This is a genomic window from Pseudomonas sp. p50(2008), from assembly GCF_015351605.1.
Taxonomy (GTDB): domain Bacteria; phylum Pseudomonadota; class Gammaproteobacteria; order Pseudomonadales; family Pseudomonadaceae; genus Aquipseudomonas.
Genome location: NZ_JACMYF010000019.1, coordinates 1 through 21,631 on the forward strand (window position 1 = coordinate 1; position 21,631 = coordinate 21,631).

General features: G+C 56.2%; 26 protein-coding genes. 17 read left to right on the forward strand and 9 right to left on the reverse strand.

Translation table 11 applies throughout. The features are described from left to right. Positions 1–293: 293 nt before the first annotated feature. Positions 294–1,274 carry a ParM/StbA family protein gene (locus tag H7698_RS30460; protein ID WP_028621613.1) on the reverse strand — a complete coding sequence of 327 codons (981 nt, stop codon included), beginning with the start codon at positions 1,272–1,274 and terminating at the stop codon, positions 294–296. A gap of 260 nt (positions 1,275–1,534) precedes the next feature. On the opposite strand from H7698_RS30460, the gene mobI reads away from it, so the two are divergent. Then, a complete protein-coding gene (mobI, locus tag H7698_RS30465) occupies positions 1,535–2,029 on the forward strand; it encodes a conjugative transfer protein MobI(A/C) (RefSeq protein ID WP_013100926.1) in 495 nt (164 codons plus the stop codon). A gap of 782 nt (positions 2,030–2,811) precedes the next feature. Here the strand turns inward: mobI and H7698_RS30470 are convergent. Further along, positions 2,812–3,072, reverse strand: coding sequence for a hypothetical protein (locus H7698_RS30470; RefSeq protein WP_156796376.1), 261 nt, complete (start codon positions 3,070–3,072; stop codon positions 2,812–2,814). Positions 3,073–3,458: 386 nt separating this feature from the next. Here H7698_RS30470 and H7698_RS30475 point away from each other — a divergent pair, with 386 nt between their 5' ends. From H7698_RS30475 to H7698_RS30505, 7 genes are all read left to right on the forward strand, one after another. Further along, on the forward strand, positions 3,459–3,935 hold the full coding sequence (locus H7698_RS30475) for a hypothetical protein (RefSeq protein WP_011154398.1): 477 nt from the start codon (positions 3,459–3,461) through the stop codon (positions 3,933–3,935). A gap of 29 nt (positions 3,936–3,964) precedes the next feature. Beyond that, positions 3,965–4,672, forward strand: coding sequence for a DUF2786 domain-containing protein (locus tag H7698_RS30480; RefSeq protein WP_060765412.1), 708 nt, complete (start codon positions 3,965–3,967; stop codon positions 4,670–4,672). A 321-nt stretch (positions 4,673–4,993) separates the two neighbouring features. Then, positions 4,994–5,623, forward strand: a complete 630-nt coding sequence (locus tag H7698_RS30485) for a hypothetical protein (RefSeq protein ID WP_013100930.1) — start codon at positions 4,994–4,996, stop codon at positions 5,621–5,623. A gap of 73 nt (positions 5,624–5,696) precedes the next feature. Further along, a complete protein-coding gene (locus H7698_RS30490) occupies positions 5,697–5,909 on the forward strand; it encodes an exodeoxyribonuclease VII small subunit (protein ID WP_013100931.1) in 213 nt (70 codons plus the stop codon). Next, positions 5,896–7,287: an exodeoxyribonuclease VII large subunit gene (gene xseA, locus H7698_RS30495; protein WP_060765411.1), complete on the forward strand. Its 1,392-nt coding sequence runs from the start codon at positions 5,896–5,898 to the stop codon at positions 7,285–7,287. The genes H7698_RS30490 and xseA overlap by 14 nt, the downstream gene beginning before the upstream one ends. Before the next feature lie 2 nt (positions 7,288–7,289). Then, positions 7,290–7,520, forward strand: a complete 231-nt coding sequence (locus H7698_RS30500; RefSeq protein ID WP_060765410.1) for a hypothetical protein — start codon at positions 7,290–7,292, stop codon at positions 7,518–7,520. 105 nt (positions 7,521–7,625) lie between these two features. Continuing rightward, a complete protein-coding gene (locus tag H7698_RS30505) occupies positions 7,626–9,566 on the forward strand; it encodes an AAA family ATPase (RefSeq protein ID WP_177039218.1) in 1,941 nt (646 codons plus the stop codon). Here H7698_RS30505 and H7698_RS30510 read toward each other — a convergent pair. Further along, the gene (locus H7698_RS30510) at positions 9,545–10,435 is read right to left on the reverse strand and encodes a hypothetical protein (RefSeq protein ID WP_016969805.1); all 891 of its coding nucleotides are present in this window, start codon (positions 10,433–10,435) and stop codon (positions 9,545–9,547) included. The two genes, H7698_RS30505 and H7698_RS30510, sit on opposite strands and share 22 nt — an antisense overlap. A 223-nt stretch (positions 10,436–10,658) precedes the next feature. On the opposite strand from H7698_RS30510, the gene H7698_RS30515 reads away from it, so the two are divergent. From H7698_RS30515 to H7698_RS30525, 3 genes are read left to right on the forward strand one after another with little or no spacing between them, the layout of a single operon-like run. Beyond that, entirely contained in the window at positions 10,659–11,246 is a 588-nt protein-coding gene (locus H7698_RS30515; protein WP_016969806.1) for a hypothetical protein, read from the forward strand. Between the two features lie 12 nt (positions 11,247–11,258). Beyond that, positions 11,259–11,795: a hypothetical protein gene (locus tag H7698_RS30520; protein WP_016969807.1), complete on the forward strand. Its 537-nt coding sequence runs from the start codon at positions 11,259–11,261 to the stop codon at positions 11,793–11,795. Between the two features lie 34 nt (positions 11,796–11,829). Then, positions 11,830–12,294 carry a hypothetical protein gene (locus H7698_RS30525; RefSeq protein ID WP_016969808.1) on the forward strand — a complete coding sequence of 155 codons (465 nt, stop codon included), beginning with the start codon at positions 11,830–11,832 and terminating at the stop codon, positions 12,292–12,294. A gap of 39 nt (positions 12,295–12,333) precedes the next feature. Here H7698_RS30525 and H7698_RS30530 read toward each other — a convergent pair whose 3' ends face one another. The 4 genes from H7698_RS30530 to H7698_RS30545 form a co-directional block, all read right to left on the reverse strand. After that, the gene (locus tag H7698_RS30530) at positions 12,334–12,585 is read right to left on the reverse strand and encodes a hypothetical protein (RefSeq protein ID WP_016969809.1); all 252 of its coding nucleotides are present in this window, start codon (positions 12,583–12,585) and stop codon (positions 12,334–12,336) included. Positions 12,586–12,654: 69 nt separating this feature from the next. Next, entirely contained in the window at positions 12,655–13,068 is a 414-nt protein-coding gene (locus H7698_RS30535) for a hypothetical protein (protein WP_194693861.1), read from the reverse strand. Positions 13,069–13,169: 101 nt separating this feature from the next. Further along, complete coding sequence (locus H7698_RS30540) at positions 13,170–16,199, reverse strand: Tn3 family transposase (RefSeq protein ID WP_010799689.1); 3,030 nt, start codon at positions 16,197–16,199, stop codon at positions 13,170–13,172. Further along, positions 16,183–16,785 (reverse strand): recombinase family protein, encoded by a 603-nt coding sequence (locus tag H7698_RS30545; RefSeq protein WP_010465829.1) that lies wholly within the window; start codon positions 16,783–16,785, stop codon positions 16,183–16,185. Before H7698_RS30545 ends, H7698_RS30540 begins: the two co-directional genes overlap by 17 nt. A 191-nt stretch (positions 16,786–16,976) precedes the next feature. On the opposite strand from H7698_RS30545, the gene H7698_RS30550 reads away from it, so the two are divergent. The 6 genes from H7698_RS30550 to fdm all read left to right on the forward strand — a co-directional run bounded on the left by H7698_RS30550 (position 16,977) and on the right by fdm (position 20,150). Continuing rightward, positions 16,977–17,354, forward strand: coding sequence for a type II toxin-antitoxin system RelE/ParE family toxin (locus H7698_RS30550; protein WP_003151133.1), 378 nt, complete (start codon positions 16,977–16,979; stop codon positions 17,352–17,354). Further along, a complete protein-coding gene (locus H7698_RS30555) occupies positions 17,335–17,670 on the forward strand; it encodes a helix-turn-helix domain-containing protein (protein WP_001172026.1) in 336 nt (111 codons plus the stop codon). The genes H7698_RS30550 and H7698_RS30555 overlap by 20 nt, the downstream gene beginning before the upstream one ends. Before the next feature lie 14 nt (positions 17,671–17,684). Next, the gene (locus H7698_RS30560) at positions 17,685–18,020 is read left to right on the forward strand and encodes a hypothetical protein (protein ID WP_000741275.1); all 336 of its coding nucleotides are present in this window, start codon (positions 17,685–17,687) and stop codon (positions 18,018–18,020) included. 23 nt (positions 18,021–18,043) lie between these two features. After that, positions 18,044–18,370 (forward strand): hypothetical protein, encoded by a 327-nt coding sequence (locus H7698_RS30565; RefSeq protein ID WP_000091614.1) that lies wholly within the window; start codon positions 18,044–18,046, stop codon positions 18,368–18,370. Between the two features lie 102 nt (positions 18,371–18,472). After that, positions 18,473–18,727 (forward strand): hypothetical protein, encoded by a 255-nt coding sequence (locus H7698_RS30570; protein ID WP_425312399.1) that lies wholly within the window; start codon positions 18,473–18,475, stop codon positions 18,725–18,727. Positions 18,728–18,950: 223 nt separating this feature from the next. Then, a complete protein-coding gene (gene fdm, locus H7698_RS30575; protein WP_016974636.1) occupies positions 18,951–20,150 on the forward strand; it encodes a formaldehyde dismutase in 1,200 nt (399 codons plus the stop codon). Between the two features lie 281 nt (positions 20,151–20,431). Here the strand turns inward: fdm and H7698_RS30580 are convergent, their stop codons facing one another. Beyond that, entirely contained in the window at positions 20,432–21,331 is a 900-nt protein-coding gene (locus H7698_RS30580) for a bestrophin family protein (protein ID WP_016974635.1), read from the reverse strand. Between the two features lie 77 nt (positions 21,332–21,408). Further along, positions 21,409–21,631: hypothetical protein (locus H7698_RS31210; protein ID WP_208525908.1), on the reverse strand; the 223-nt coding region annotated here is incomplete at its 5' end.

Consider the following 21,631-nt stretch of genomic DNA (forward strand, 5'->3'; position numbering starts at 1 on the left):
GTAAGCGCTTCGACTTCAAATGCCCAATCGAAGTTATGGGCGAGGTGATGCAGAAGGCCATGGCTATGCGGCATGATGCTCCAGCTTCAATTCAATGACCGTGTTGCACTCAGCTCCTGCAACCGCCTGCTTAGATATAGCGCTGCCATTGCAACAAGTCTTTTACCCCGATAATCGGGGTCAATAGTTTCAAGATGCGCGTGCAATTCTTGTGTCGCTGGCGTGACTCGACATTGTAGTCTCATCGTTTTATCCACATTCCCTCCTTAGCGCGTCCTTGCGCACCCGTTAAATTAAGAGCGTGCGATATGCCAGAAACCTTCGGCATTGCTTTTTACGCTGTTCACGGGCTTGACTACCAATGCATCGGGAAATTCTTTTCTGGCAAATGGCTCATACAATGAGGCTCCCCCGCCGCCGAGGATCACACAGTCGATAGCACGGCCCTTCAGGAATCGAAGTCCTTGCTTAATCTCAGTGAAAACGGATGGGATAACACGTTCGGCAGCACGCTCTAGATATTCTGCAAGTTCAACCTTGCGGCCATAAATCAGGATGTATGACTTACCCGACTGGAGCGCATGTTCAATCTTTTCTACGCCAGGAATACCGCCATGATCCTTCGCAATCTCTTCATTGCACGCTTCAAGTACAACAGACATAGCCTTGAGGCTGCTGCTGCTGGAGTTGACTACCAGCTCGCGATGGTCAAATACGACCCAATCAACACTGAAAAATCCCGGATCGATAATGATCGAAACTGACTCCTCAATAACTTCCGATGCATCTGAGTTGCAGTAGATCTCTGTCAGAGTCCCGATCGGCTGAGCAACAACCTCTACTCGCTTAACGGTAACCTCTCGCTTTGGCGTAATGCGATGCGTCCCAGTCATACGCTTTACTAGGGCTTCCACATAGGCCTTATCGCGAGCCTGCGAGACAGGAAGGCCAGTTACTAAGCAGTCAATCACGTCTTTATCACCCGCAGCATGCAGCAGAGCTCCCTTAAACAGGGCCTCATAGGCGTGCGAAGACGTGTAATCCTCGTGCAGTTCTCGTCCATCCTGAACACGGCCGGGCGCGGCAAATGCCACCCAGGGCGCTCCATCAACCTCCACGATTACTTCACCAGCGCGTAACCCAGAATCCCCAGGCAGAACGCTCAAGGGAGCGGCCTGCGAGGGGCGAATAATCGACTCCGGATGCCCATCCCCACTGCCAAAAACGCCAATCACGTTGCTGTAACCAATATCCAGACCTAAGGCGTTACCCATTCGAATGCCGCTCCCAGCAAAAAATGACAAAAGAAGTGCGTCAGATGACGACGCGAATGACCCCGCAGCACATGAAACCCCACATCCAAAGAATCCCAAGCGCTATATCTGCATCACCCGGTCACCAGATGACGACGCACCGTAATAATCAGCCTTCCTGAAAGCTTTGGGCTTCGTTTTCAGGACGTTTTAGCGTCTGAAAACGATCCACGCCTTCTCTGTCGACCCGCAAAATGCTCCCATCCACAAAGGAGCAACATATGAACTCACCCTCTGAAGCCCCCAAGCACCCAGCAGTAGCGGAGCTTGATCGCGTCTATTCCAGCCTTGTCGGCCGAGCGGAGGAGCTGCGCGACTCTTTCTTCCAGACAGCCCTTTCACTGCACGCAGGTAAGCCAGGGCACATACCGATCGTGATCCGTATCCGGCAATCCAGCCCGAATGCCGTCACCATCGAATGGGCGAAAGTCATTTTGCCGAGGCTCAAGGAAGGCGAAGCCAAGAAACCGCGGGTCATCCGGACAATCAATAAGGGTCAGGGAAGCAAGTACCCGGTCTCGTCGTTCTCATTCGTCAAGGAGCCCTTGAAGAACATCGTTCGGGCCTACGAAATCCAGCTCGCCGAGATCCGGGAAACGTGCTCGGTCATTCAGCGAGTCCGCCGTCAGCTTGTCCCTGCGGTGAAGAAAGCTGGCGTGGTTGACGGCTCGATTTCTGCGTTCATCACTCATGATTACCCCGCAACGTCCGACTAAGCGAGTCGCCTGGGAACTGTGCCGAAAAATGGTGGAGCCCAACAAAATCAAGGGCTCCGACCTACAACACCTCTTCACGACACCCCTTCACGACACCCTTCGACGATGACGACACCTCTTCACAGTACCGTTTGCTGCAAACTGACCCGGCTGAATAGCCGCGACGCCTTAGCGGGCGGGCGTTTCAGTCCAGCAACACCCCTTCACAACACCCCTTCACGACACCCCTTTGGCGATGACGACACCCCTTCACGGCAACCATCTGACGTGGATATCGCTACACGCCCCGTTGCGCGGGCCTTTCAGAGCGGCGCGCATGAAACTAGCCCCAATGCGATTTTCTCTCTATGTGAGGTGAACCGTCAGACTCCCATAAGCAAGCGAGGTGGTGTGAGGGTGGTTTTCCTGAACCTGTGTCGCGAAGCGGGTGAAGGGGGTGTAACGGAAGTGAGCAAGCACCTGCGGGCAGGTAGAGGGCGGGCAGCGGATTCGGAGCGCACTAAATCCTTGGGATTGATTGCGATGGTGGGAGCATTGGCACAGCGCAAATTTGCGGGCTGGAGTAAGCAGCCAGGATTGAGAGGGAGTAAATCTCATGCTCGGGAGCGAACAACTGGAACTACTGCTTGGATCAATCGGCGCGTTGAGTGCCGGGTTAGCAACCGCCTGGCTGACCTACTACGGATCGAGGTATGTACTCAGCGATGCGAAAACCGACTGCGCGAAACTGCGGGCGGCGATGAAAGCCTTGGCTGGCAAATCTGCGAGCGTAAGGGGAGGGCCTAGCGAATGATCTTCGCGAACCTGCCATACCTCGGAGCATGGACATCAGCAATCCACGGGATGGTTTTCACTGGCATGTGCATTACCGGCATCGCTTGCTGCGTAAGCTTGTCGATCAAGTCAGCATTGGTTGTCACCAGCGTGATATCGAACATAAAGAGCCGGCGAAACACGGCAATGAACAGGCGGTGACATTTGGAGTTTAGAAAAAGAGATGACGGCAGGTTATTCCCGCCGGTGCTACCAAACGGCGATTTCATAGGCGTTGCCCATGGGAGCCAACTCCGGCAGGTTCTTTTTTCAGTGCGGGATGACGGCCTGTACGGGGAGGGTGTATTTCTCCTATGGCACGAAATATCCGGCGTATCCATCACTGACGCCAAAGGATTCCAGATTCGGAGCGGAAAATATGCCAGCGGCGGAATTGGATTTTACGCAGGGGCATCTGCTCTGCTCGATTTGACTGGGGAAATCGTTACCCGGATAGATGGATACACTGTCGACTACTGCCTGATGAACCGAATCAGTTACGAATCAAACAGGAAGATCTAGTTCGATGCTGCGTTCGTGCGCTTTTAAACGTGTCGCGAAGCGGATGGATGCATGTTGTTAAGGTGAACCACAAATTTAGGGACAAGGGGATTTTATGTACGGCGTTAATGAGTTGATCGGGGCCAGCGGTAGTTTTTCTCTTGAAGGATACAACCTCCCTGCGGATAAGGAGTGGTCTGAGGAAATATTGGAGGTGCTGCATGCAGACATTCCGGGCAGTCATGATCTCCTAATTGCAATCGTACTCACTCAGGAGTGCGCAGGGTTGCGTGAGCGTAGTTCTATGGCGATGGCGGTAGTGCTTAGTGAATACGAGTCAACGCTCGGGCAAGCGGATGCGTTGCGAGCAAGAACGTTTTTTGCCGCCGCTATCACAGAGCTGAAGATGGTTCTCGATGAACTTAAAGACCAGCCGCAAGCAGAACAGGAAAAAGTGTTGTCGCGTTTGGGGGAGTATTTCGGGGCTGGCGTCCAAAAGTTGGACACCTCCTTTGAGGGGATGGAGCAAGTATACTTGCTGAGCAACCCCAATACGGGGAGATATTGGTTGTCGCTGAAGCGTCATGCTTAATAACGTGTCGCGAAGCGGAGGATTGAGCGGTGAGTGAGTGCGCGACTGGAGACAAGAATAAGCGCGCTCGCGCACTGGACAGAATCAAGAAATGTTTTGCGCTCGCCAAATCCAGCAACCCGCATGAGGCCGAAGCAGCAATGCGGCAAGCCCGCAAACTTATGGATAAGTTCAAGCTGGAGATAGGCGATGTGCATGCCACCCAGACGGAAGAATTTTCCCTGCGGATCGGTAAAGCCAAAAGCGTTCCGCCACAATGGATTCGCATGTTGTCGATGACGGTTTCTAAAGCGTTTGGCTGTGTGAGTTTCTACAGCTATGGCCCTGACGGGCAATCGCTGATTTTTATTGGAGAAATCGGTAGCGCTGAAATGTCGGCCTATGCGTATGAGGTGCTTATCCGGCAACTGAAAGACTCCAAGAGAAAATACCTCTCAGGAGTCAGTATTCAGGGCACAGTTCAAAGGCGCAAAGCGGGGGTGCTGTATGCGGAAGCATGGATCATCGGCGTACACAAACGAGTAGAGGAATTTTCCGGCGTTACGGAAGAAGTGGAAAGGGCAATCCACGCTTATACGCAGAGAAATTATCCAGGTGTTCCGGTCACAAAGATGAAACGCCGAAAACTGGATATGGATGCGTACCGAGCCTACATTCAGGGCAAAAGGGACGGTGAAAGCGTTTCTCTGCACAAACCCATGGGGCGTGACGAGCACAGGCAGTTGGAGTTGGAATGACGCAGGGCCCAGGAATAAGTCCCGCTCGAGCGGGATTTTTTTCGCCCGAGGTTTGTCCCCTGAAAGTGGGGGTAAGCCTGTGGATAAAGTCCTGGCGTGGCGGTCTGGGAACGCTCCCCCGGCGATGCTCAAATTTCAACCAGCCGGGCGAAATTCGACATTACACTTGACGTTCGCAATCGAGACAGAGATATTCCTCTCGGCACACGGGTAGGTGCCTGCCGTCCACATTGGCAAAGCGAAAGCACTACCGACAAACCAACGGAACCCTTATGGGTGCTCCGAAGTGGACACAGAGCATCAGCCTTTGGAGGCTGCCGTATGCAAAACCCAATCACACTCCGCGATATCGAAAACCTCAAAAAGCTCGCCAAACAGGCAAAGGCCCTTCACCCAGGACTGAGCCATGCGCAGCGCCTCAACCTGATGGCGCAGCATCATCTTCAAGCACGCAGCTATCACGAAGTTCGTAAGTGGGTCGCTCGCTCGTTAGAGCAGCACTACGAGCGGAAGGACGGTGGCGTGGTCTACTGCAAGCTCTGCCGCTTTTCGTTCGTCCCCGATGTAGCCGAGGACTCGACTACTCACGAGAAGCGTCACCTCAATTTTGAGGACGCTCTTTTCTCCCTTGGAGCGTTACCAGCTGCACATGCCACCCGAGAGCAAAGGAAACGCGAGGCGCATAACCTGATCCATTCCGCACCGTCCGCCGGCGAGGAACTGGCTGGAGTCGAGCAGCTGGTCAACGCCTGGTATGACCGTTCGCTGGAATCCGCGATCGGCAATGGAGACTGGAAGAAACACCCGAGCCTTGCCGAGTATGCCGCGATGATCGTTCCAACCGTTGAGGCCTGGTTGCGGCAGAGCAGGGTGTTGTACCTGTCCAAATACGGCTGCAATCGAGGCGTGATCCCAGAGGGTCAGACAACGTGGGTTCAGCCTGAAGGCTGATAGGGTTGGGTCTTTTGGGGAAGCTGCGACAATCGGCACGTTGATTGATCCCATCTTCCCCAGGACTTCCCACATGAGCCGAGATACCTACGAAGCCAACATCGCCTTCATCGACCAGACGGTAAAGCGCCTGGAGCGCAATGAAGTGAGCATCGACGAGTTGGAGACCCTTGCTCGCGAATTTGCGGATGCCCGTAAGTTCTGCGCCGACCGGCTTACCCGCATCGAGGGCGTTGTTCAAGCAACCTTGGGCGCTGAAGAGGGACAGGCCGGTGAGCGCACCTGATCCGATTGAGCAGCACCTCACTCTCAGCGCATACCTTACCCAGATCCAGAAGGCCATCCGTGCTGCGGTGCCAGACAGCTGCTGGGTTGTTGCAGAACTCAGTGACTTCAAGCGCCGCCCGAACGGCCACTGCTACATGGACATCTTGGAGTCGCGTGAGGGAGCCGAGGTCGCGAAGGCACGGTGCACCATGTTTGCGAACGTCGCCGGCAAGGTACTTGGTGAGTGGCAGCAGGCAACCGGAGGCCTGCCCCAAGCAGGAATGAACGTCCTGCTGAAAGTGAGGGCGGATTTTTCCCCTCAGTTTGGCTTCTCCCTGATGGTCACCGGCATCGACCCGAGCTACACGCTGGGTGACATGCAGGCCAAGATGCAGAAGATCATTGCCTCCCTGAAGGAGCGGCAGTGGTTCGACCTACAGCGGGGACTTCCCTCTCCAGGGGGGTTCTGGCGCGTTGCGGTTGTGGCTCCGCACGAGGCTGCTGGGCTGGCCGATTTTCGGCGTGATGCAGAGCAGTTGGCTGCGGCCGAGGTGTGCGGCTTCGAGTATTTCTCAGCGACGTTCCAGGGGCGTGATGCATCAGACAGCATCCGCTCTGCGTTGCGGACGGTTCATGAGCAACATCAACAGCAGCCATTCGACGCCGTATGCATCATCCGCGGGGGTGGGGCGAAAAGCGATCTGGCCTGGCTCAACGACGCGAACCTTGCGGCTTGGGTGTGCCGGTTGCCTGTTCCGGTATTCACCGGCATTGGGCACGAGATCGACGAATGCGTGCTTGACCTCGTGGCACACCGCCGGTTCGACACACCATCGAAGGTCATCGGGTTCATCAAAACAGCGCTCATGTCTGAGGCCTCAACTGCTCGGGCTCAGGTCGAGCGGGCCAACGGCATGATCTTGCGCCTGGTGTCTGGGCAAGCCCCGCATCTGGATCGCGCTTGGAGCACCTTCAGCCGGCGGGTGACGGAAACGCTCCATGGGGAGCATCGGCAACTGTTGCAACAGCAAAGCAGCCTCGACAAAGGCCGGGACCGCCTCCTCAGCCAACAGCGCATGGCCCTCCAGCTCGCGCAGGATCGATTTTCAAGGCTCGGGGCTGGTCTGTGTGTAGCTGAGCGCCAAAGGGGGCTGTTTGCCGCCTCGAGGGTAGCCTCTCTGAGTAGGGCGCTGATCGCCAAGGAAATTTCGCGCCTGGAGCTTGCATGCACGGTCTACGACAAGACAAATCCGCTTGCACTGCTCGGGAGAGGCTTTGCCTTAGTCCGTGGCCCTGGTGGGGAGATAATCAGCAGTGCCCAGCAGGCTCGCGATGCAGGCAAGCTGGATCTGGCCTTCGCCGATGGCCATGTCATCGCCGCAGTTGAGGATCGCTGAATATGGCTAGTCGCGGCCAACCTTACACCCCATGCAAGCTGTACATCGATGGCGCTGGCGACCTGAGCGCTGGCGACTACATCCTCACTTCCGGTGGCTCGGCCTACCTGGTGCAGGCTACTCGGCCCAGCCCAAGCAAACCTGAGCGCCTGTATCTGGATTGCCTGCGCTGGCCACCCGATCAGATTCCCGAGGACGCCAGGTGCTACCAGCTCAACTGGTACCGGCGTTGAGAAAGTGTGACCTTCGGCTGGCCTGGCATACACTGGATAGCTGGGCCCGCCGCCGGCGATAGTGCTGGTGGCGGTCGACGATGTTCATTTCACCGAGATAAAAGTGTGAGCGACCCGGTTCTTTACATCCCACTGCTGGCTTCACAGGCCGACATCTTGGTTGATCCGAGTAGTTCTGCTCGTGTCCTACTGGGGCAGTGGGACGTGCCCCAAGTGGCTTCGGTGGCTGTCATCCAGAATTTACCGGCCCTGGACGGAAAGCCGAAAAGCGAAATGCTCGTTGAGAAGGCCCTGGCCGAGTTGATCTCAGTTGGAACGGAACTGAGCCAAACGCATCCACCTGGTACGTTTTCTAGCCTGATTGCCGGCCGATTTAAGCGAGAGTTGTTTGAGCGAGGGCTGGCGCTTATGCCTCGGCTGCGGCTGCGCTTCCTGGATGAGGAGACGCTGGACGCGACGCAATTCCTGAATGGTGGCCACTGGGACTTCAACTTCTGTGCAGCGCACACCCAAAAGCTCAACCCGCTCAAGCATTCGTTCGAGACCCCATCGGGGAAAACAATTTCTCTGTCGAATCAGCAGAGCCGGACGTTTCGCGTTATTCACGCCGAACCCGATGAGAGCATCCATATCCAGGGCCTGGCTGGTACCGGCAAGACCCACATGATCGAACGCTTGGTGGACTCGCTTTCATCATGTCGACCACTCGTGCTGGCGTTCACCGCGGTGCAGCTCCAGGCCTTGATGCAGCGAATCGGAGCCGCGAACGTGAGAGGAATGACGTTCGGAGATCTCGCCAACTACGTGCTTGAACGAAGTGTCGGTTATTACAGGCCGGGCAAGCGGGCATCCGCTCGGCACCAGGTTACCCCGGAAGACATCGCTTCCCGGTTAGGCTTCGGGTCGATAAGTAGGCTCAGTCCAGCCCAAGTAGCCACGGCCTGCGCGAGGATGGTTGCCTCCTTTTGCAACAGCACTGACCTTGCCTTATCAGAGCAGCACATCCCCAAAGGGCTTACCCTCGATGCCGTAGATCGCTTGGTACTGGTAGGGTATGCGCAAAGGCTGTGGGACCAGACCATAGAACCAACCGATCAGCGCCTTCAGCTCCCGCTTCGCGGCTATCACCGAATCAAGCACATGACCCTTCTTCATGAGGCGGTCATAGGTCTGGAGTTCACCCACATCATTGTCGATGAAGCTCACGACCTGAGCTGGCCACTCTCGGTATTTCTCGACCGCTGTACCCAGCCCGTGATTACCCTGGGTGACGCATGCCAGCGCCTGGATGGGAGCTACTACCAACGGGCTAGCACACTCCGCAAGCACGAGATCACCCACTCCATTCGCGCCGGCCGGCAGATCGAGGGAGTCATAAACCCCCTCATCGACAAACACCCGATACTGAAATTGGCTTCGCTCGAGGGCAACAACGGCATCGAGACAAAGGTTGTCTACTACGACAAGCCAGAGGTTCCCACCGGGGCCGTGACGATACTGGTTGATTCCGAGTGGGGATTATTCGAGTGGTTTCAGCGCCTGGGGAGCGCTGGCGCGACCTTCAGCTTGCTACCTGGAGCAATCAACACTTTCCGCCGGTTCATTCTCGATTGCATTGGCCTGTTCCATGATCAGGTACGGCCAACCCACAGCGCGCTCTTCAGGTACACCAACTGGGATGATCTCCGGGCGGACATGGGCAGCAAAAACAGTAGCTTTCAGCGCATCGACCGGATGCTCAGTAAGGGCTATAGCTCATCAGAGTTCGAGGCATCGTTACTCAACCTCGATGCATCAGGGACAGCCCCACTACAGCTCGGTCGGGTCATGGACGCACGCAATTCAGAGATCGACGCTGTGATGCTCGCACCAGACTTGCTCAGTCAAGTAGGGCCTGGTGACCGCATTGCAGCGAGCAAGGCTTTTGCAGCCCTTTACACGGGTGGATCGAGAGCTCGTCACAAGCTCATCGTTCCTGGTTATCTCCGCGACTGGGCGTCTGATATGTCCACGGCAGCGAAAGCTCAGATAACCCCATCTTCATGATGGTGGGCTCCATGAAAACAGTGCTGTCTCGAAGGCAGCGGCCAACAGCAATTGAATGGCGTTGCTGCAACGTCCTCCTTGGCTAGAGAGAAAAGATCACCCTGGTCATCGGCATAGCACAGCGCGGCATGGAGCGCAGGCAGCGTGTCGGCGAAGCGTGTCACGCTGGTACCGTCGAAGGAATTAGCACTGGCGGCAGCGCACATTCCGATCCGTCGAGCGCTGTTGACCCGGCCAACGTGGTAGTAGCAGTTGCGGCGACGAGAAAGGACACCCCAGGCAGCCATGGTTTGCAGCTTCCAAGGGGTGCTCCCTCCGAGAAATATCCCTACGGATGGGCTCAAGAACTCACGCACATCGTCTGGCTCCATTCCATCCTGCACAGCAATGAGCAACCTTTGAGGGAATCCCTTTAGCCGATCCAGCCAGCGCAGGCTGAAATCCAGCGACTCCATTCCACCTGCCACGATGTCAGGTAGGACAACCCAGTCAGCGTCTTCGCCAAGAAGATCCACGGCACGGCCGAAAGCACGCTCATCGAACGGCGTGCCCTGCTGGAAAGCGCTCCACGCTCCGTTGTCCAAGGCGTAATGCTCGAACCCCTCAGTGCGCAGAACCCCGGCCGCAGAAACGAGTAAACGCCAACCCGCCCCGCGCATTGCTGCGAGGTTGCGGCGTGTGCCCGTTCGGCTTGCATACGAGACCATCGGCGGAGGGATGTAGCCAAGCCGCTCCTCAATATCCAGCTCCATGTCGGCTGACCCGTCCATGCAGTAGTAATCGGCATAGGCTGCTAGCGCTTGGGCATTGCCTTGACGATGGCCATCGCGGTAAGCCTGAAGCCAAGCGGGGAGGCGGTTGATTTCCATGCTGGTGGTTCCTGGTAGGAGGTGGCCACCGTCTCATTTCCTACCGAAATCCCACCGGCCGCTGGCGCAATGCCTGATAGGGCCAGATACAAGCACTCCAGATAGAAATTATCCCCCTGAGTAGGGAGAACGTTTTCTGACCGCTTTACGACCTGATTACGGCCTTGCTGGCGCTGACGGCGTGGAATAATCGGCCGACATCAGCGATCCAACGGTTTCCCTTATGAAAGATATTGACCTGATCAAACTACTGCCGGAACTCCAACCAGCGGTACTGCACCTCGACGACCATCCTGGTGGGGAGCCTATGAGCAGAGCAGTGATGGTTACTTACCGCCTCTCAACACCACCGCAAAGGGCGCGGATTTTCGACGAATCAGATCGCCCACAAGGTGATCTTCTATCGCCTACAAATTTCCCGGCCGAAGGGTGCCACGAGATCTGGGTTGGCAACAATTTGGCTGGGCTGTGTTCCCTTGAGTTGACAGCACTCCAGAGCAAAGGCGAGACCAGCTTTCATCTGATGCTCAAGGCCATTTATCTTGCGCCGGTTCACCGTAAGACTGGTCTGTGTCGCCGACTCTGTGAGGTGGCGTTTGAGCATGTCATGCAGCAGGTACTGCTGCTGATCATGACAACGCCGGATCGTACGACACGCCTGTTCGAGCTAGAAGCAGACGCACACCTGTACAGCTTGGGAGGTCAGGCAGCGATCAAGATCATCGCCGAGTTATTGGAAAGTAAGGTGCAACTGATTACTGCAAGCCGCGGTTATGCAGTTGAAGCGCACACGACGACGTGCAATTTTTAGCGAGGACGCATAATGAATGATCTGTCGAAAGCCCTACTGGGGATGGCGATACTGCCCCTCCCGTTACTGGGCTCGCTTGCTGCGTTACCTGACGTAGAAGCACCCAGCCAAGGAACCTGGGTAGTAGCCGGCATCGTCGCTGCTGCTGGCGCTCTCGGGGCTTGGTTTCTTGAGTGGACGGAGCGGAAAGTGGTGGCGAATCGCGTCGTCATCGACCTGAAGCCGAATCAAGTGATCGTCGACGGAGTGCCGATCGACTGCCCGTTTTCCTCCATGACTCATTTCTTCAGGAGCCGCGATGCGCTTGTCGAGGCTGTTGGTATCGCCGTCAACGAGGCCATGCTCAAACAGGAGAAATTCCTTGTCGCACGAAAATCGGCACTCATCAGGATCTGGCCAGGGAGCTTTCAGGTGACCGACTTCGAGCTGGAGGCGCTTTCCGAGGCCATGACAGCCGAGTTCATTTCGCCGGCGTTTGAGCTGATGGGGCAACCGATGGCTCCGCAGGAAAACCGCAACCTCCCCAGTGCTCCGGCAGTGAATCGCTGAGCACACAACGCCTTCCGGACAGAGGAATCGAACAGTGGCCATCAACGAAGAAATTCAAGCGGTACTCAGCAACCCTGAAACCAGCTACTGGCTGAAGAGCAGTTTGGAGAATGCGCTCCACCGCGATTGTGTGGATGCGGCCAATGATGCCGATCTGCTGCACGACCTGCTGACTCGGCGGTGCGATGAAGCTTTGAATGCAGATCCAGCGTTGCCCCAACTGGAACAGACCATGATTCAGTCAGCCACTAACCGCTTTGAGGCAGTGATGTCCTACTTTGAAAAGATCAAGGACGGAACTGCTGATCAAGATGACGGGGAGCAGTTCAACAGTGATTACGCGGCCCTGAGCGCGGTTCTCGAGCTTGGCAGCCTCCGTGACGGCGGAATGAGTCTGGCCGGGCGCGCCATCCTAAGGAAGCTGGAGGAAGATTCCAGCGCTGCGTATCGCGCATGTGTTAGCGCTGTCCAAATAACTTTCGAGCGTATTCAATCCTGATGGCGCACTGCTGGCGCTGTAGAACGAAGCAGCCAGCCATTAGGGCAAGCGCATCCGTTCGTGATACATGACCTGTTTCAAGAGGTGCAGGGCCACCAGATCACCGCCCACCTGGTCGCGCCAAGACTGGTGGACGGTCTTATAGAGCTTGTCGACCTCTGCCAGCACACGCCGATATCGAGCTACTTCGAGCGCCAGGCGGCGTATGTCAGGATCGTCATGTGCTGACCAAATGCGACGCAACTCGTCGAGCGTCACCGGCTCAAATGGCGGCAGTTCCGAAGATGGCATAGCACGCCTCACTGTATGTAAAAACAGTATAGTCGCACAGGATTATGGTCGTTGCTTACACGGCCCGAATCAGAACAGATCGATCTGACCCAGTGAGCTACCACCCAGGCGGGCAATCAGCGCAGCGCGGTCATGCAGGATGGGCTGAAGATCGCTTCTGAAAATCTGGTTGGACATCCGCATCATCCGATCCCAGTCGCCATGGTCGCCCTTGTAGATCGCGATGGTTCCCAACCCCATCAGGTAATGCAGCCCCGCAGTCGGAGACTGGTCGAAGGTCACGCGGGACAGGGCGTTATCCAGCTCGAAGTTCACGAACAGCTCTGCACCTTCGCGATCGATCTCGAATCCGCTGCTGGTCACCACGTCCATGACCACCATGCCACTGCGTGTTGTGGTCAGGAACTCAGCATCGGCAGCAGCATGGGAAATACTGCGCAGGCCGTTGAACATTCCCTGGTACTGATCATCACAGAACGGCACCTCGACCTCGGGGTAGCGCAGGTCTGCCTCGGTGTACTTTGGCAGCGCCGCGATGTCTGGGATCTCATAGGGGTTGTACGCCGGAATCCCAGAAATTTCCGTCAGCCCAGCTCCAGTCCCGCCACGAGCGCATCCAGGTCGATGAACTTGCCGTCAGTCTGGAAGGTGTAATGCCCGTTCAGCAGGATGTGCCGCCAGGCCGCTGGCGACATCTGCGTGATCAACGCCAGCGCCTTGGCATTGCCAGCTGCCTCGTACTTCGTCAGCAGCAGGGACAGGATCGCCGAGTTGTAGAAGATGATCGCGTTGCCGATCAGCCTGGCGCACTGGTTGCTGATCTCGATTTCGATGTCGGTGCGGCCGGTCAATTCCTTCTTCCCACCGACTTGGGCGATGGTCGAGCGTAGCTGGTGATAGGACTCAATGCGGTTCTGCGAGCGGTGAACATTACGCTCCAGTTGCGGGTCGCGCAGGTAGCGCAGTGTGTAGATACTGCGGATGAGCTTGTCGAACTCGAAGATTGCGCGCCGCGTCGGGTTCGGCGCCGTATAGGTGCACAGCTTGCGGATCAGCGTGCCCTGCGTCATTTCCTTCAGGCCCAGTGTGGCGACGATTCGGTCGATGTTCGCCTTCTCACCGACGATGAGTTGCCGGTCGATCTGGCCAGCCGGCCGGATCAGGCATTTCTCGTACAATGCCAGATCATCGGCGCAATACAGCTCCTGCAACTGGTCGTCGAGGTCGGTGAAGCGCGGCTCGAAACGAAGTCCGAACCAGTGCAGGATGGCGAAGTTGGCCTTGTTGATGCTGTGCATGTCGCCGGTGATCGCGCTCGGCACGATGTCCGACGTGTTGCGGTACCAGATGTCGAACACGTGGTGAGCCTCGTACTCGTGTGCGCCTATCAGGTAGCCGTTCAACGGCACGTGATTGCACAGCAGCGTGTAGGCGACGACGCCCTTGCCGCGGCCGAAATATTTGCGCGAGTAGCGCGCCTTCACAGTTGGTCGCTCGACGCCGAATTTCTGCCCATCAACGGCACCGTACAACGAATCGAGGTCGAACGAGTAATGCGGGAAGATCGGCAGTGCGGCGATGGCGTTGCTGATGCAATCGTTGGCCACATGTAGCGTCGCCTGGCGCAGGTACTGCTGGTAGGTACTCTCCAGGACGTGGTACGGGATGTCGCTGGTACGTGCCATAACCTGGTTGCCGTGGTTCATGGCTTGGGCAATGATCACCGCCATCAGACTGTCGGCGTCGGCTACCTTCTTCGCATAGCGTGGCTGCAATGGTGTCAGCGCCGACAGGAACTGGCACTGGCCGTTGACGAAGCGAAACACGTCGGCGACATCGCAGTATGGCAGTTGCTCGTAGAGAGCTTGCTCGCGCGCCTTCTGGTTCTCCCCCTTGGGCTTGCGCCAGGTCAGTCTCTGCGTGTCCTTGTCGTATTCCAGGTGCGTCAGCTTGCCCTGTTTCAGCTCGCGATTGAACGCCACCCATTGCGCACGCAACTCGGCCGCCAGTGCATCGAGCTGGGCACTGACCGGCTGCCGCAGGAAGGGGATGTCCATCTGCGCGAGCACGGCGGCTTTCTCGTCCATCGAAACCAACTCGTCGGACAAATGCCGGTGCTGCAAGCTGTCGTCAATGTAGAGCTCGCCCGCCTGGAAGCGTTTCCTGACCTGACGGTAAAGCCAGAATTCGTAACGATCGGCATGCAGGCCTGTCGGCGTGCCTTCGGCATCGAACATCAGCAGGTACGGACGCAAGCGTTTCGGCAGCGTTGCCGCCGGACATTCGTCGAGTGGCCGTTGTGATAGGCGCTGCTGCTTGGCGAACACGCTCTTGGCCCAAGTCAGCGCCGCGAGCCATGGGTTATCGGGGGCCGTGCCGGCGAAGTCGAGCGCGACGTACAGCGGCCGTAGATGGCGTCGAATGCGTTCGGCCAGGCCGTCCACCGCCTGCCAGTGCAGCGCCAGTTTGTTCAGTGGCTTGACGCTCATGCGCTGCGCCGTGTTTTGCAGCAATTCCCTGGACATGATTTTGTAGGCGCGTTGGCGCACCTCGCCGAACGGCGTCGGATCGGCCACGCTGTCGTCCACGTACAGCGACAGCAGGCGGCCAACCTGCGGCGTTTCCTGATGGCGTCGCAGCTGTTCGGCGACAAAGGACTGTTTCGCACCCGTGCGGCTCTCGTCCTCAAGTTTTTTCATGTGGAAGGCCATCGCGTCGACCAGGTTGTCGGTGAGCTGCCGGTAACGTACCCAGGCATAGCACAGCAGGTAGAGCCGGGTCTGCTCCGCCTTCAGGTGGCGCAGGTCATGGACGGTATAGAAGTTCGCCAGGCTCGCGTAGTACAGCAGGTTCTGCTGCGAGATGCCGAGCTTGGGCAGCAGCGCCTTGGCGATCCCGTGCAAGGACTTCAGCGTGGCGCGCTTCTCGCGCTCCCCTGCCATCTGACGCCAGCCGAAATCTTTAGCGTCCTGCTTGAGCGCTGCCAGTTGAGACAGGGTGTCGTCACGCACCAGGAGCTGGCCCAGCGCAGCTTTGGCCGATTCGTCCAACACTTCTGCCAGCAAGCCGCCCAAGCGCCTGCGTTCGGTGGACAGGGCTTCACTGACCAGCTCTTGTAAGGTGGTGTGGCCGGGCCGGATGATTTTGTGCTCGCTGAGCCAAACGATCAGTTCGGCGGCCACGAATCCTGGCATTACGTCGCGCCGCACGATCTGTTCAGCCTGCTGTGCCAGTTGCGGCAGGAAGCTAGCCGCCCACGACCGGTAGCCGAACAGTTCGGCGATCTGACCCCTCTGGCTGTAGTGCTCATGCTTGGTGATCGCCTTGCGTTCGAACGCTTCGCCGTGGAAATAGCGACTCAGCACGAAGGCGCAATCGTCCTCGACCTCATGCCAATCGAAGCGGAAGAAAGCATGCTTGGCCTTGAAGTAGCCGATCTGCAAGACGCAATAGACTTGGGCCTGCAGGCTAGGCCGGCTGCTGGCGAACGCCAGTTCAGATTCGGTCAACGCCAGGTATTCCAGCCGCTGAGCATCGTCGAAGTCCGGTAGGCCGTACAAGGCTTCCTGCTCTGCGTCAGAAAAGACGGTGAGTAGCTTATTCTTGTTGCTCATCGACCGTCCTTCCCGCACCACGCCAACCTGCTCGCGTCAATGTTTCGATCAACGTAGTGCGCTTGACATTGAAGTTGCGGCACACCGCCGCCTTAGACATGCCGCCATCGAGCGCGGCGACGATGGCGTCCAGCTTCTCACCAGTGATCGCCTGCGGCCGGCCGCCGATCCGGCCGCGTTTGCGTGCGGCGGCCAAGCCCGCGACGACGCGCTCCTGAATCAAGGCGCGCTCGTACTGCGCGAGCGCACCGAACACCTGGAACAGGAATTCGCCCGAGGGCGTCGTAGTGTCCAGGTTCTCTGTCAGCGAGCGGAACGCCACCCGCTTGTCCTTGAGCGAAGTCACAATGGCGAGCAGGTGCGACAGCGAGCGACCGAGCCGGTCGAGTTTCCACACCACCAGCACATCGCCGGCTCGAACGAACTCAAGCGCCCGCGCCAAGCCGGCACGGTCATCCTTCGCGCCAGAGGCACGATCCTCAAACAGGTGACGCGGATCGACGCCGGCGGCGAGCAGCGCGTCGCGCTGCAAGTCCGTGCTCTGGCGGTCGGAGTCCGACGACACGCGCATGTAGCCAACCAACATAGGCGGATAACCATCAAAAACAGGTTTCCGCATAATAGTGAATAGCGATAGAGTTTTCCGTACATTTTTGAGGGGGTGTTGCACAGGTAGCACAGCGGCGGCTGACAGCCTGTCGCAAAACAAATGTTTTACGACACCTCCTTGAGGTTGCCGCGTTTACATCATTACCTGAACAGGTATAAAATTCCGTCATGACAAACAAAGAAAAACCGCTCGAATGGATCGCGAGCAGCCACAAGGATTTGATGGCGTTGCCGTCCGACGTGCGTCGCCGTTTCGGTTACGCGCTCTCGTTGGCGCAGATAGGCGATCAGGATGACGCAGCAAAGGTGCTCAAGGGGTTCGGTGGTGCCGGCGTGCTGGAGGTCGTCGAAGACGATGCCGGCGGCACCTATCGAGCGGTATACACGGTCAAGTTTGCGGAAGCGGTGTTCGTCCTGCACTGCTTCCAGAAGAAGAGCAAGAGCGGAATCGCCACGCCAAAGGCCGACATGGACATCATCCGCGCTCGGCTGAAGGTGGCCGAGGTATTGGCACAGGAGCTACGAAATGCAAAAACGAATCATTGAAGGCGTCGAGGTTCAGCGCAGCTCGGGCAACGTCTTTGCCGACCTTGGACTGCCTGACGCTGAAAAGCTCAAGATCAAGACCGGCCTGGTGGTCGAGATCAGGAGGGCCATGCGCGCCCTTGGGCTGACTCAACAAGCGGCGGCCAAACGCATGGGCATCCCGCAACCGAAGGTGTCGGGCATGATGCGCGGCGACTTCACCAATCTATCCGAACGCAAGCTGATGGATTGTCTGAATCGCCTCGGCTACGACATCGAAATCAAGGTACGGCCAGCAGCCGAGCCGATCGGGCATCTAACGCTCGCAACCGCTTAATCGGAGCCCTCCTGATGGCAGCCCGCATCACCGACGACGAATGGGACGAACTGACTCCCGAGAATTTCGATACCACGGCACTGCTGCGTGCAGTCGATGCCGTGGACGTGCTGCGCGGCGATTTGAATGACAGCGCAGACGGCGCACCTCCGCAACTGCGCACCGACCTGTTGAAGCTGCATCAACTGGCAATGGCCGCGTTCAACGAGGGATCACGCAGCCGAGTGGCTGAGCTATTTGATCTCGCCGTGGATCTTCAGGATCAGGTTGATCATCTGATGACCTCGCTGGAACAAGTGCAAGAAACCCTGTCCCGGTTGACGGCGCTCTACCCAGAAAGCCTGTCCTGAATGTTCTTGGAGACAACCACATCATGAGCCGCAGCCGCCGCAAAACGCCCATCGTTGGGCACACGACCTGCCGTAGCGAGCGCGAGGACAAGAAACTCTGGCATCAGCGCTGGCGAACTCACGAGCGCACCGCGCTGGCCAGCGCGTCGCCGGAAGCTCTATGCGCCCATCTGCCTCTACTGGAAAACCAGGTCAGCAACGTCTGGTCGATGGGTAAGGATGGCCGCTCCTACTGGCCCATCAAGCGCCAGGCCGCCACGGCGGATCGCATTGCCAACCACAAGGGACGCAATCCGCAAGAGCGCGCCTCCCTGAAAAAGCGTCTGCTGCGCAAGTGGATGAGCAAATGAACCTGTCCACCGGCTATCGCTTGGGCGCGAATCGCTGAAGAAGCAGAACTCCCAGCCGGCTACGAGGGCACGGCGACGCCAGAGGCGCATCGGGCCTGCGAGGTGATCCAGGAGCGGATTCGAGAGCACGTCGTCGCCACCAATGACATGCGGCTGTTCGGCCTGCTGCACCTGCTTGGGCAGGCGTCGCTGCGCATGGAGCAAGCGCTGTGGCCGGAAGAATATGCGCGGATGACCCGCGAGGTCGAGGAAGCTCTCCGAGAGGCCGACGACCCCAACGCCAAGTCGTACACCCACGAAGAAGTCATGCGGGCGATGCAGGAACTCATCGACCAAGCGCGAGACAAGCCATGTTGATCGGCTGACGGAAATTTCTGGGTTTCCGGCTTACAACCCCTATATGTTTTCGTCTAAAATGTTTAATTGTTTTTTGCGAAGATTAGATAGCCCAAAGGAATTTTTTCAAAAAACAGCCTTGACAGGGCTTTGTTCCCGTCTATCATTTAAGTTCCGTGGTGCGAAAAGTAAAGGAAGACTGAGCACTTAAAGCTAGTTAACGTTAGCTGAAGGGGTGTTTGCGATGGCCGGTAATAAAAGCGTCGTCTATCATGGGACCCGTGATCTTCGGGTTGAAACAGTTCCTTATCCCAAGCTTGAGCACAATAATCGAAAGCTTGAACATGCGGTGATTTTAAAGGTTGTATCAACAAATATTTGTGGTTCAGATCAACACATTTATCGTGGGCGCTTTATCGTTCCTAAAGGTCACGTGCTCGGGCACGAAATTACTGGGGAAGTGGTAGAAAAGGGCTCGGATGTCGAATTAATGGACATCGGCGATTTAGTGTCTGTGCCTTTTAATGTTGCGTGCGGGCGGTGCCGCAACTGTAAAGAGGCGCGATCTGACGTTTGTGAAAATAACCTGGTCAACCCAGATGCGGATTTAGGTGCCTTTGGCTTTGACTTGAAAGGGTGGTCTGGTGGTCAAGCTGAGTATGTTCTTGTTCCTTATGCTGACTATATGCTGCTCAAGTTTGGTGATAAAGAACAGGCGATGGAAAAAATAAAAGACCTGACGCTTATCTCAGATATTCTACCGACAGGTTTTCACGGTTGCGTTTCTGCTGGAGTGAAGCCAGGTAGCCATGTTTACATTGCAGGTGCAGGTCCAGTAGGACGTTGTGCGGCGGCGGGGGCGCGACTGTTAGGAGCGGCATGTGTGATCGTGGGCGACCAGAATCCTGAGCGCCTGAAGCTGCTATCTGATGCCGGTTTTGAAACGATCGACTTACGTAACTCTGCACCGCTGCGCGATCAGATTGATCAGATACTAGGTAAGCCGGAAGTCGACTGTGGTGTAGATGCGGTTGGTTTTGAAGCACATGGCCTTGGTGACGAAGCTAATACTGAGACGCCTAACGGTGCCCTAAATAGCCTCTTTGATGTAGTCCGAGCAGGTGGCGCAATCGGAATTCCGGGTATTTATGTAGGGAGCGACCCTGATCCTGTTAATAAAGATGCAGGGAGCGGACGCTTGCATCTTGACTTCGGCAAGATGTGGACAAAATCCATACGGATTATGACTGGAATGGCACCAGTGACAAACTACAATCGCCATCTGACCGAAGCAATACTTTGGGATCAAATGCCTTATTTGTCCAAGGTGATGAATATTGAAGTGATTACACTTGATCAAGCACCGGATGGGTATGCGAAATTCGATAAGGGGTCTCCCGCTAAGTTTGTTATCGATCCGCATGGCATGTTGAAGAATAAATGAGCTAGCATTTGAGGTGTTTCGCGAATGGCGATGCTCTGGCAGTATTGTTAACGGGCTAAAATGAGTGTTTTGTAGTGAGTGAAAGCCTGCCCCACTAAATTTGTGGGGCAGGCCGTAAGATCCAGGTGCTCGCACCGTTCAGTCATTCATACTACCCATAGAACTGCCGCTCCCTAATTACTGGGAGAGGCAAGGCTCTTGACAAGCAGGGCCTTTATAAGGCTCGTGAAGTTAATTCGTTGTTCACTGGCTTCCGGTAATTTCTGGTTGTTTGTCAATGGTTAGCTGAGTATGCAGTTTATTGGCTGTCGCAGAGGGGGAAGATTTTTGCAGTCCAGCGCACCTAGTATGTCCCGCTCGATGACTCGAACCATTGCATCTGTAGGAAGGTCATTTTCTTCTCGTCCAAAAGGATCTTCAAGTTCGTTACTAATGGTGTCTAGTCCCAAGAAGGTGTAACTTACGATAGCGGTGAACACGGGGGCCATCCATCCAAGGGGCTCTGCCATCGCGAAAGGCAACAAGATGCAAAATAGATAAATGGTCCGATGGAGCAGTAGGGAGTAAGGGAACGGAATTGGGGTGGTTTTGATACGTTCGCAAATGCCCTGTACTTGTGTAAGCGCATTCAGTCGTTCTACTAGTACCAAGTATCGTACATCGCTAATCATTTTATCGGTGGCCAAGCGAGAGCACGTGGCTCCGATATGTTGCAAAATGTGATCGCTGACATTGTGACTAGAAGTTAGTGTATCGCTAGAAAGCCATGAGCTAGCTGCTTGAGCCTCATGCTCATTGCGAAGTTTGGCATTTAGAGCATGTGCGAACCCACAGAGACTGCGCAGTATGTCTTCTCTAAGAGATTGGTCAGATATGGCTGCACTCTCGCGTATAAATGAGCGTATCTCAATGATCATCATACCCCATGCTTTGCGTCCTTCCCACCAACGATCATAGCAGGCATTATTGCGGAAGTTCATGAAAATAGAAAGGGATAGGCCAAGTAGGGTGAATGGTGTTGCGCTAACATGTAAAAAATATTCAGGATGACGACTCTCGATCAAAACTATCAAGGACGCCAAGATGGCAATCATCAGGCATCGTGTCGCGATGCGTCTAACAATGGATCCTTTGAGTGTAAAAAAAAGGCCTAATACACCAGGGGTAGGTTGGACAATCATGATTTTTCCTTTTCAGTGGCTGGAATTTCTCAATGCACGATAGCTGTCGCTTGACGTCCAAAGTGCATAGGCGTGTGTTAGGTTTTCAGTTGTGGTGTGATGGGGCATCGCGTTTGTTTGGATCCCCAAAAAGCTTGAATAGCTCCTGGCTGTGACACATTCAGGTTTTTCCAAGGGCGGCGGCAAAAACTGAGTGCAACACCTGACCTTTCCGGTACGGTGCTGCCCCTATGTCTTATACCGAACTCAGCGTTGAAGAGCGCGCCACCATTCAAATCAGTCATGCCCAAGGCTTCAGCC

Coding starts and splice junctions, on each gene's coding strand:
- H7698_RS30460 (WP_028621613.1), bottom strand. CDS start 1,274: ATGGGTAACGCCTTAGGTCTGGATATTGGTTACAGCAACGTGATTGGC.
- mobI (WP_013100926.1), top strand. CDS start 1,535: ATGAACTCACCCTCTGAAGCCCCCAAGCACCCAGCAGTAGCGGAGCTT.
- H7698_RS30470 (WP_156796376.1), bottom strand. CDS start 3,072: ATGAAATCGCCGTTTGGTAGCACCGGCGGGAATAACCTGCCGTCATCT.
- H7698_RS30475 (WP_011154398.1), top strand. CDS start 3,459: ATGTACGGCGTTAATGAGTTGATCGGGGCCAGCGGTAGTTTTTCTCTT.
- H7698_RS30485 (WP_013100930.1), top strand. CDS start 4,994: ATGCAAAACCCAATCACACTCCGCGATATCGAAAACCTCAAAAAGCTC.
- H7698_RS30490 (WP_013100931.1), top strand. CDS start 5,697: ATGAGCCGAGATACCTACGAAGCCAACATCGCCTTCATCGACCAGACG.
- H7698_RS30500 (WP_060765410.1), top strand. CDS start 7,290: ATGGCTAGTCGCGGCCAACCTTACACCCCATGCAAGCTGTACATCGAT.
- H7698_RS30510 (WP_016969805.1), bottom strand. CDS start 10,435: ATGGAAATCAACCGCCTCCCCGCTTGGCTTCAGGCTTACCGCGATGGC.
- H7698_RS30515 (WP_016969806.1), top strand. CDS start 10,659: ATGAAAGATATTGACCTGATCAAACTACTGCCGGAACTCCAACCAGCG.
- H7698_RS30520 (WP_016969807.1), top strand. CDS start 11,259: ATGAATGATCTGTCGAAAGCCCTACTGGGGATGGCGATACTGCCCCTC.
- H7698_RS30530 (WP_016969809.1), bottom strand. CDS start 12,585: ATGCCATCTTCGGAACTGCCGCCATTTGAGCCGGTGACGCTCGACGAG.
- H7698_RS30540 (WP_010799689.1), bottom strand. CDS start 16,199: ATGAGCAACAAGAATAAGCTACTCACCGTCTTTTCTGACGCAGAGCAG.
- H7698_RS30545 (WP_010465829.1), bottom strand. CDS start 16,785: ATGTTGGTTGGCTACATGCGCGTGTCGTCGGACTCCGACCGCCAGAGC.
- H7698_RS30550 (WP_003151133.1), top strand. CDS start 16,977: ATGACAAACAAAGAAAAACCGCTCGAATGGATCGCGAGCAGCCACAAG.
- H7698_RS30555 (WP_001172026.1), top strand. CDS start 17,335: ATGCAAAAACGAATCATTGAAGGCGTCGAGGTTCAGCGCAGCTCGGGC.
- H7698_RS30560 (WP_000741275.1), top strand. CDS start 17,685: ATGGCAGCCCGCATCACCGACGACGAATGGGACGAACTGACTCCCGAG.
- H7698_RS30565 (WP_000091614.1), top strand. CDS start 18,044: ATGAGCCGCAGCCGCCGCAAAACGCCCATCGTTGGGCACACGACCTGC.
- fdm (WP_016974636.1), top strand. CDS start 18,951: ATGGCCGGTAATAAAAGCGTCGTCTATCATGGGACCCGTGATCTTCGG.
- H7698_RS30580 (WP_016974635.1), bottom strand. CDS start 21,331: ATGATTGTCCAACCTACCCCTGGTGTATTAGGCCTTTTTTTTACACTC.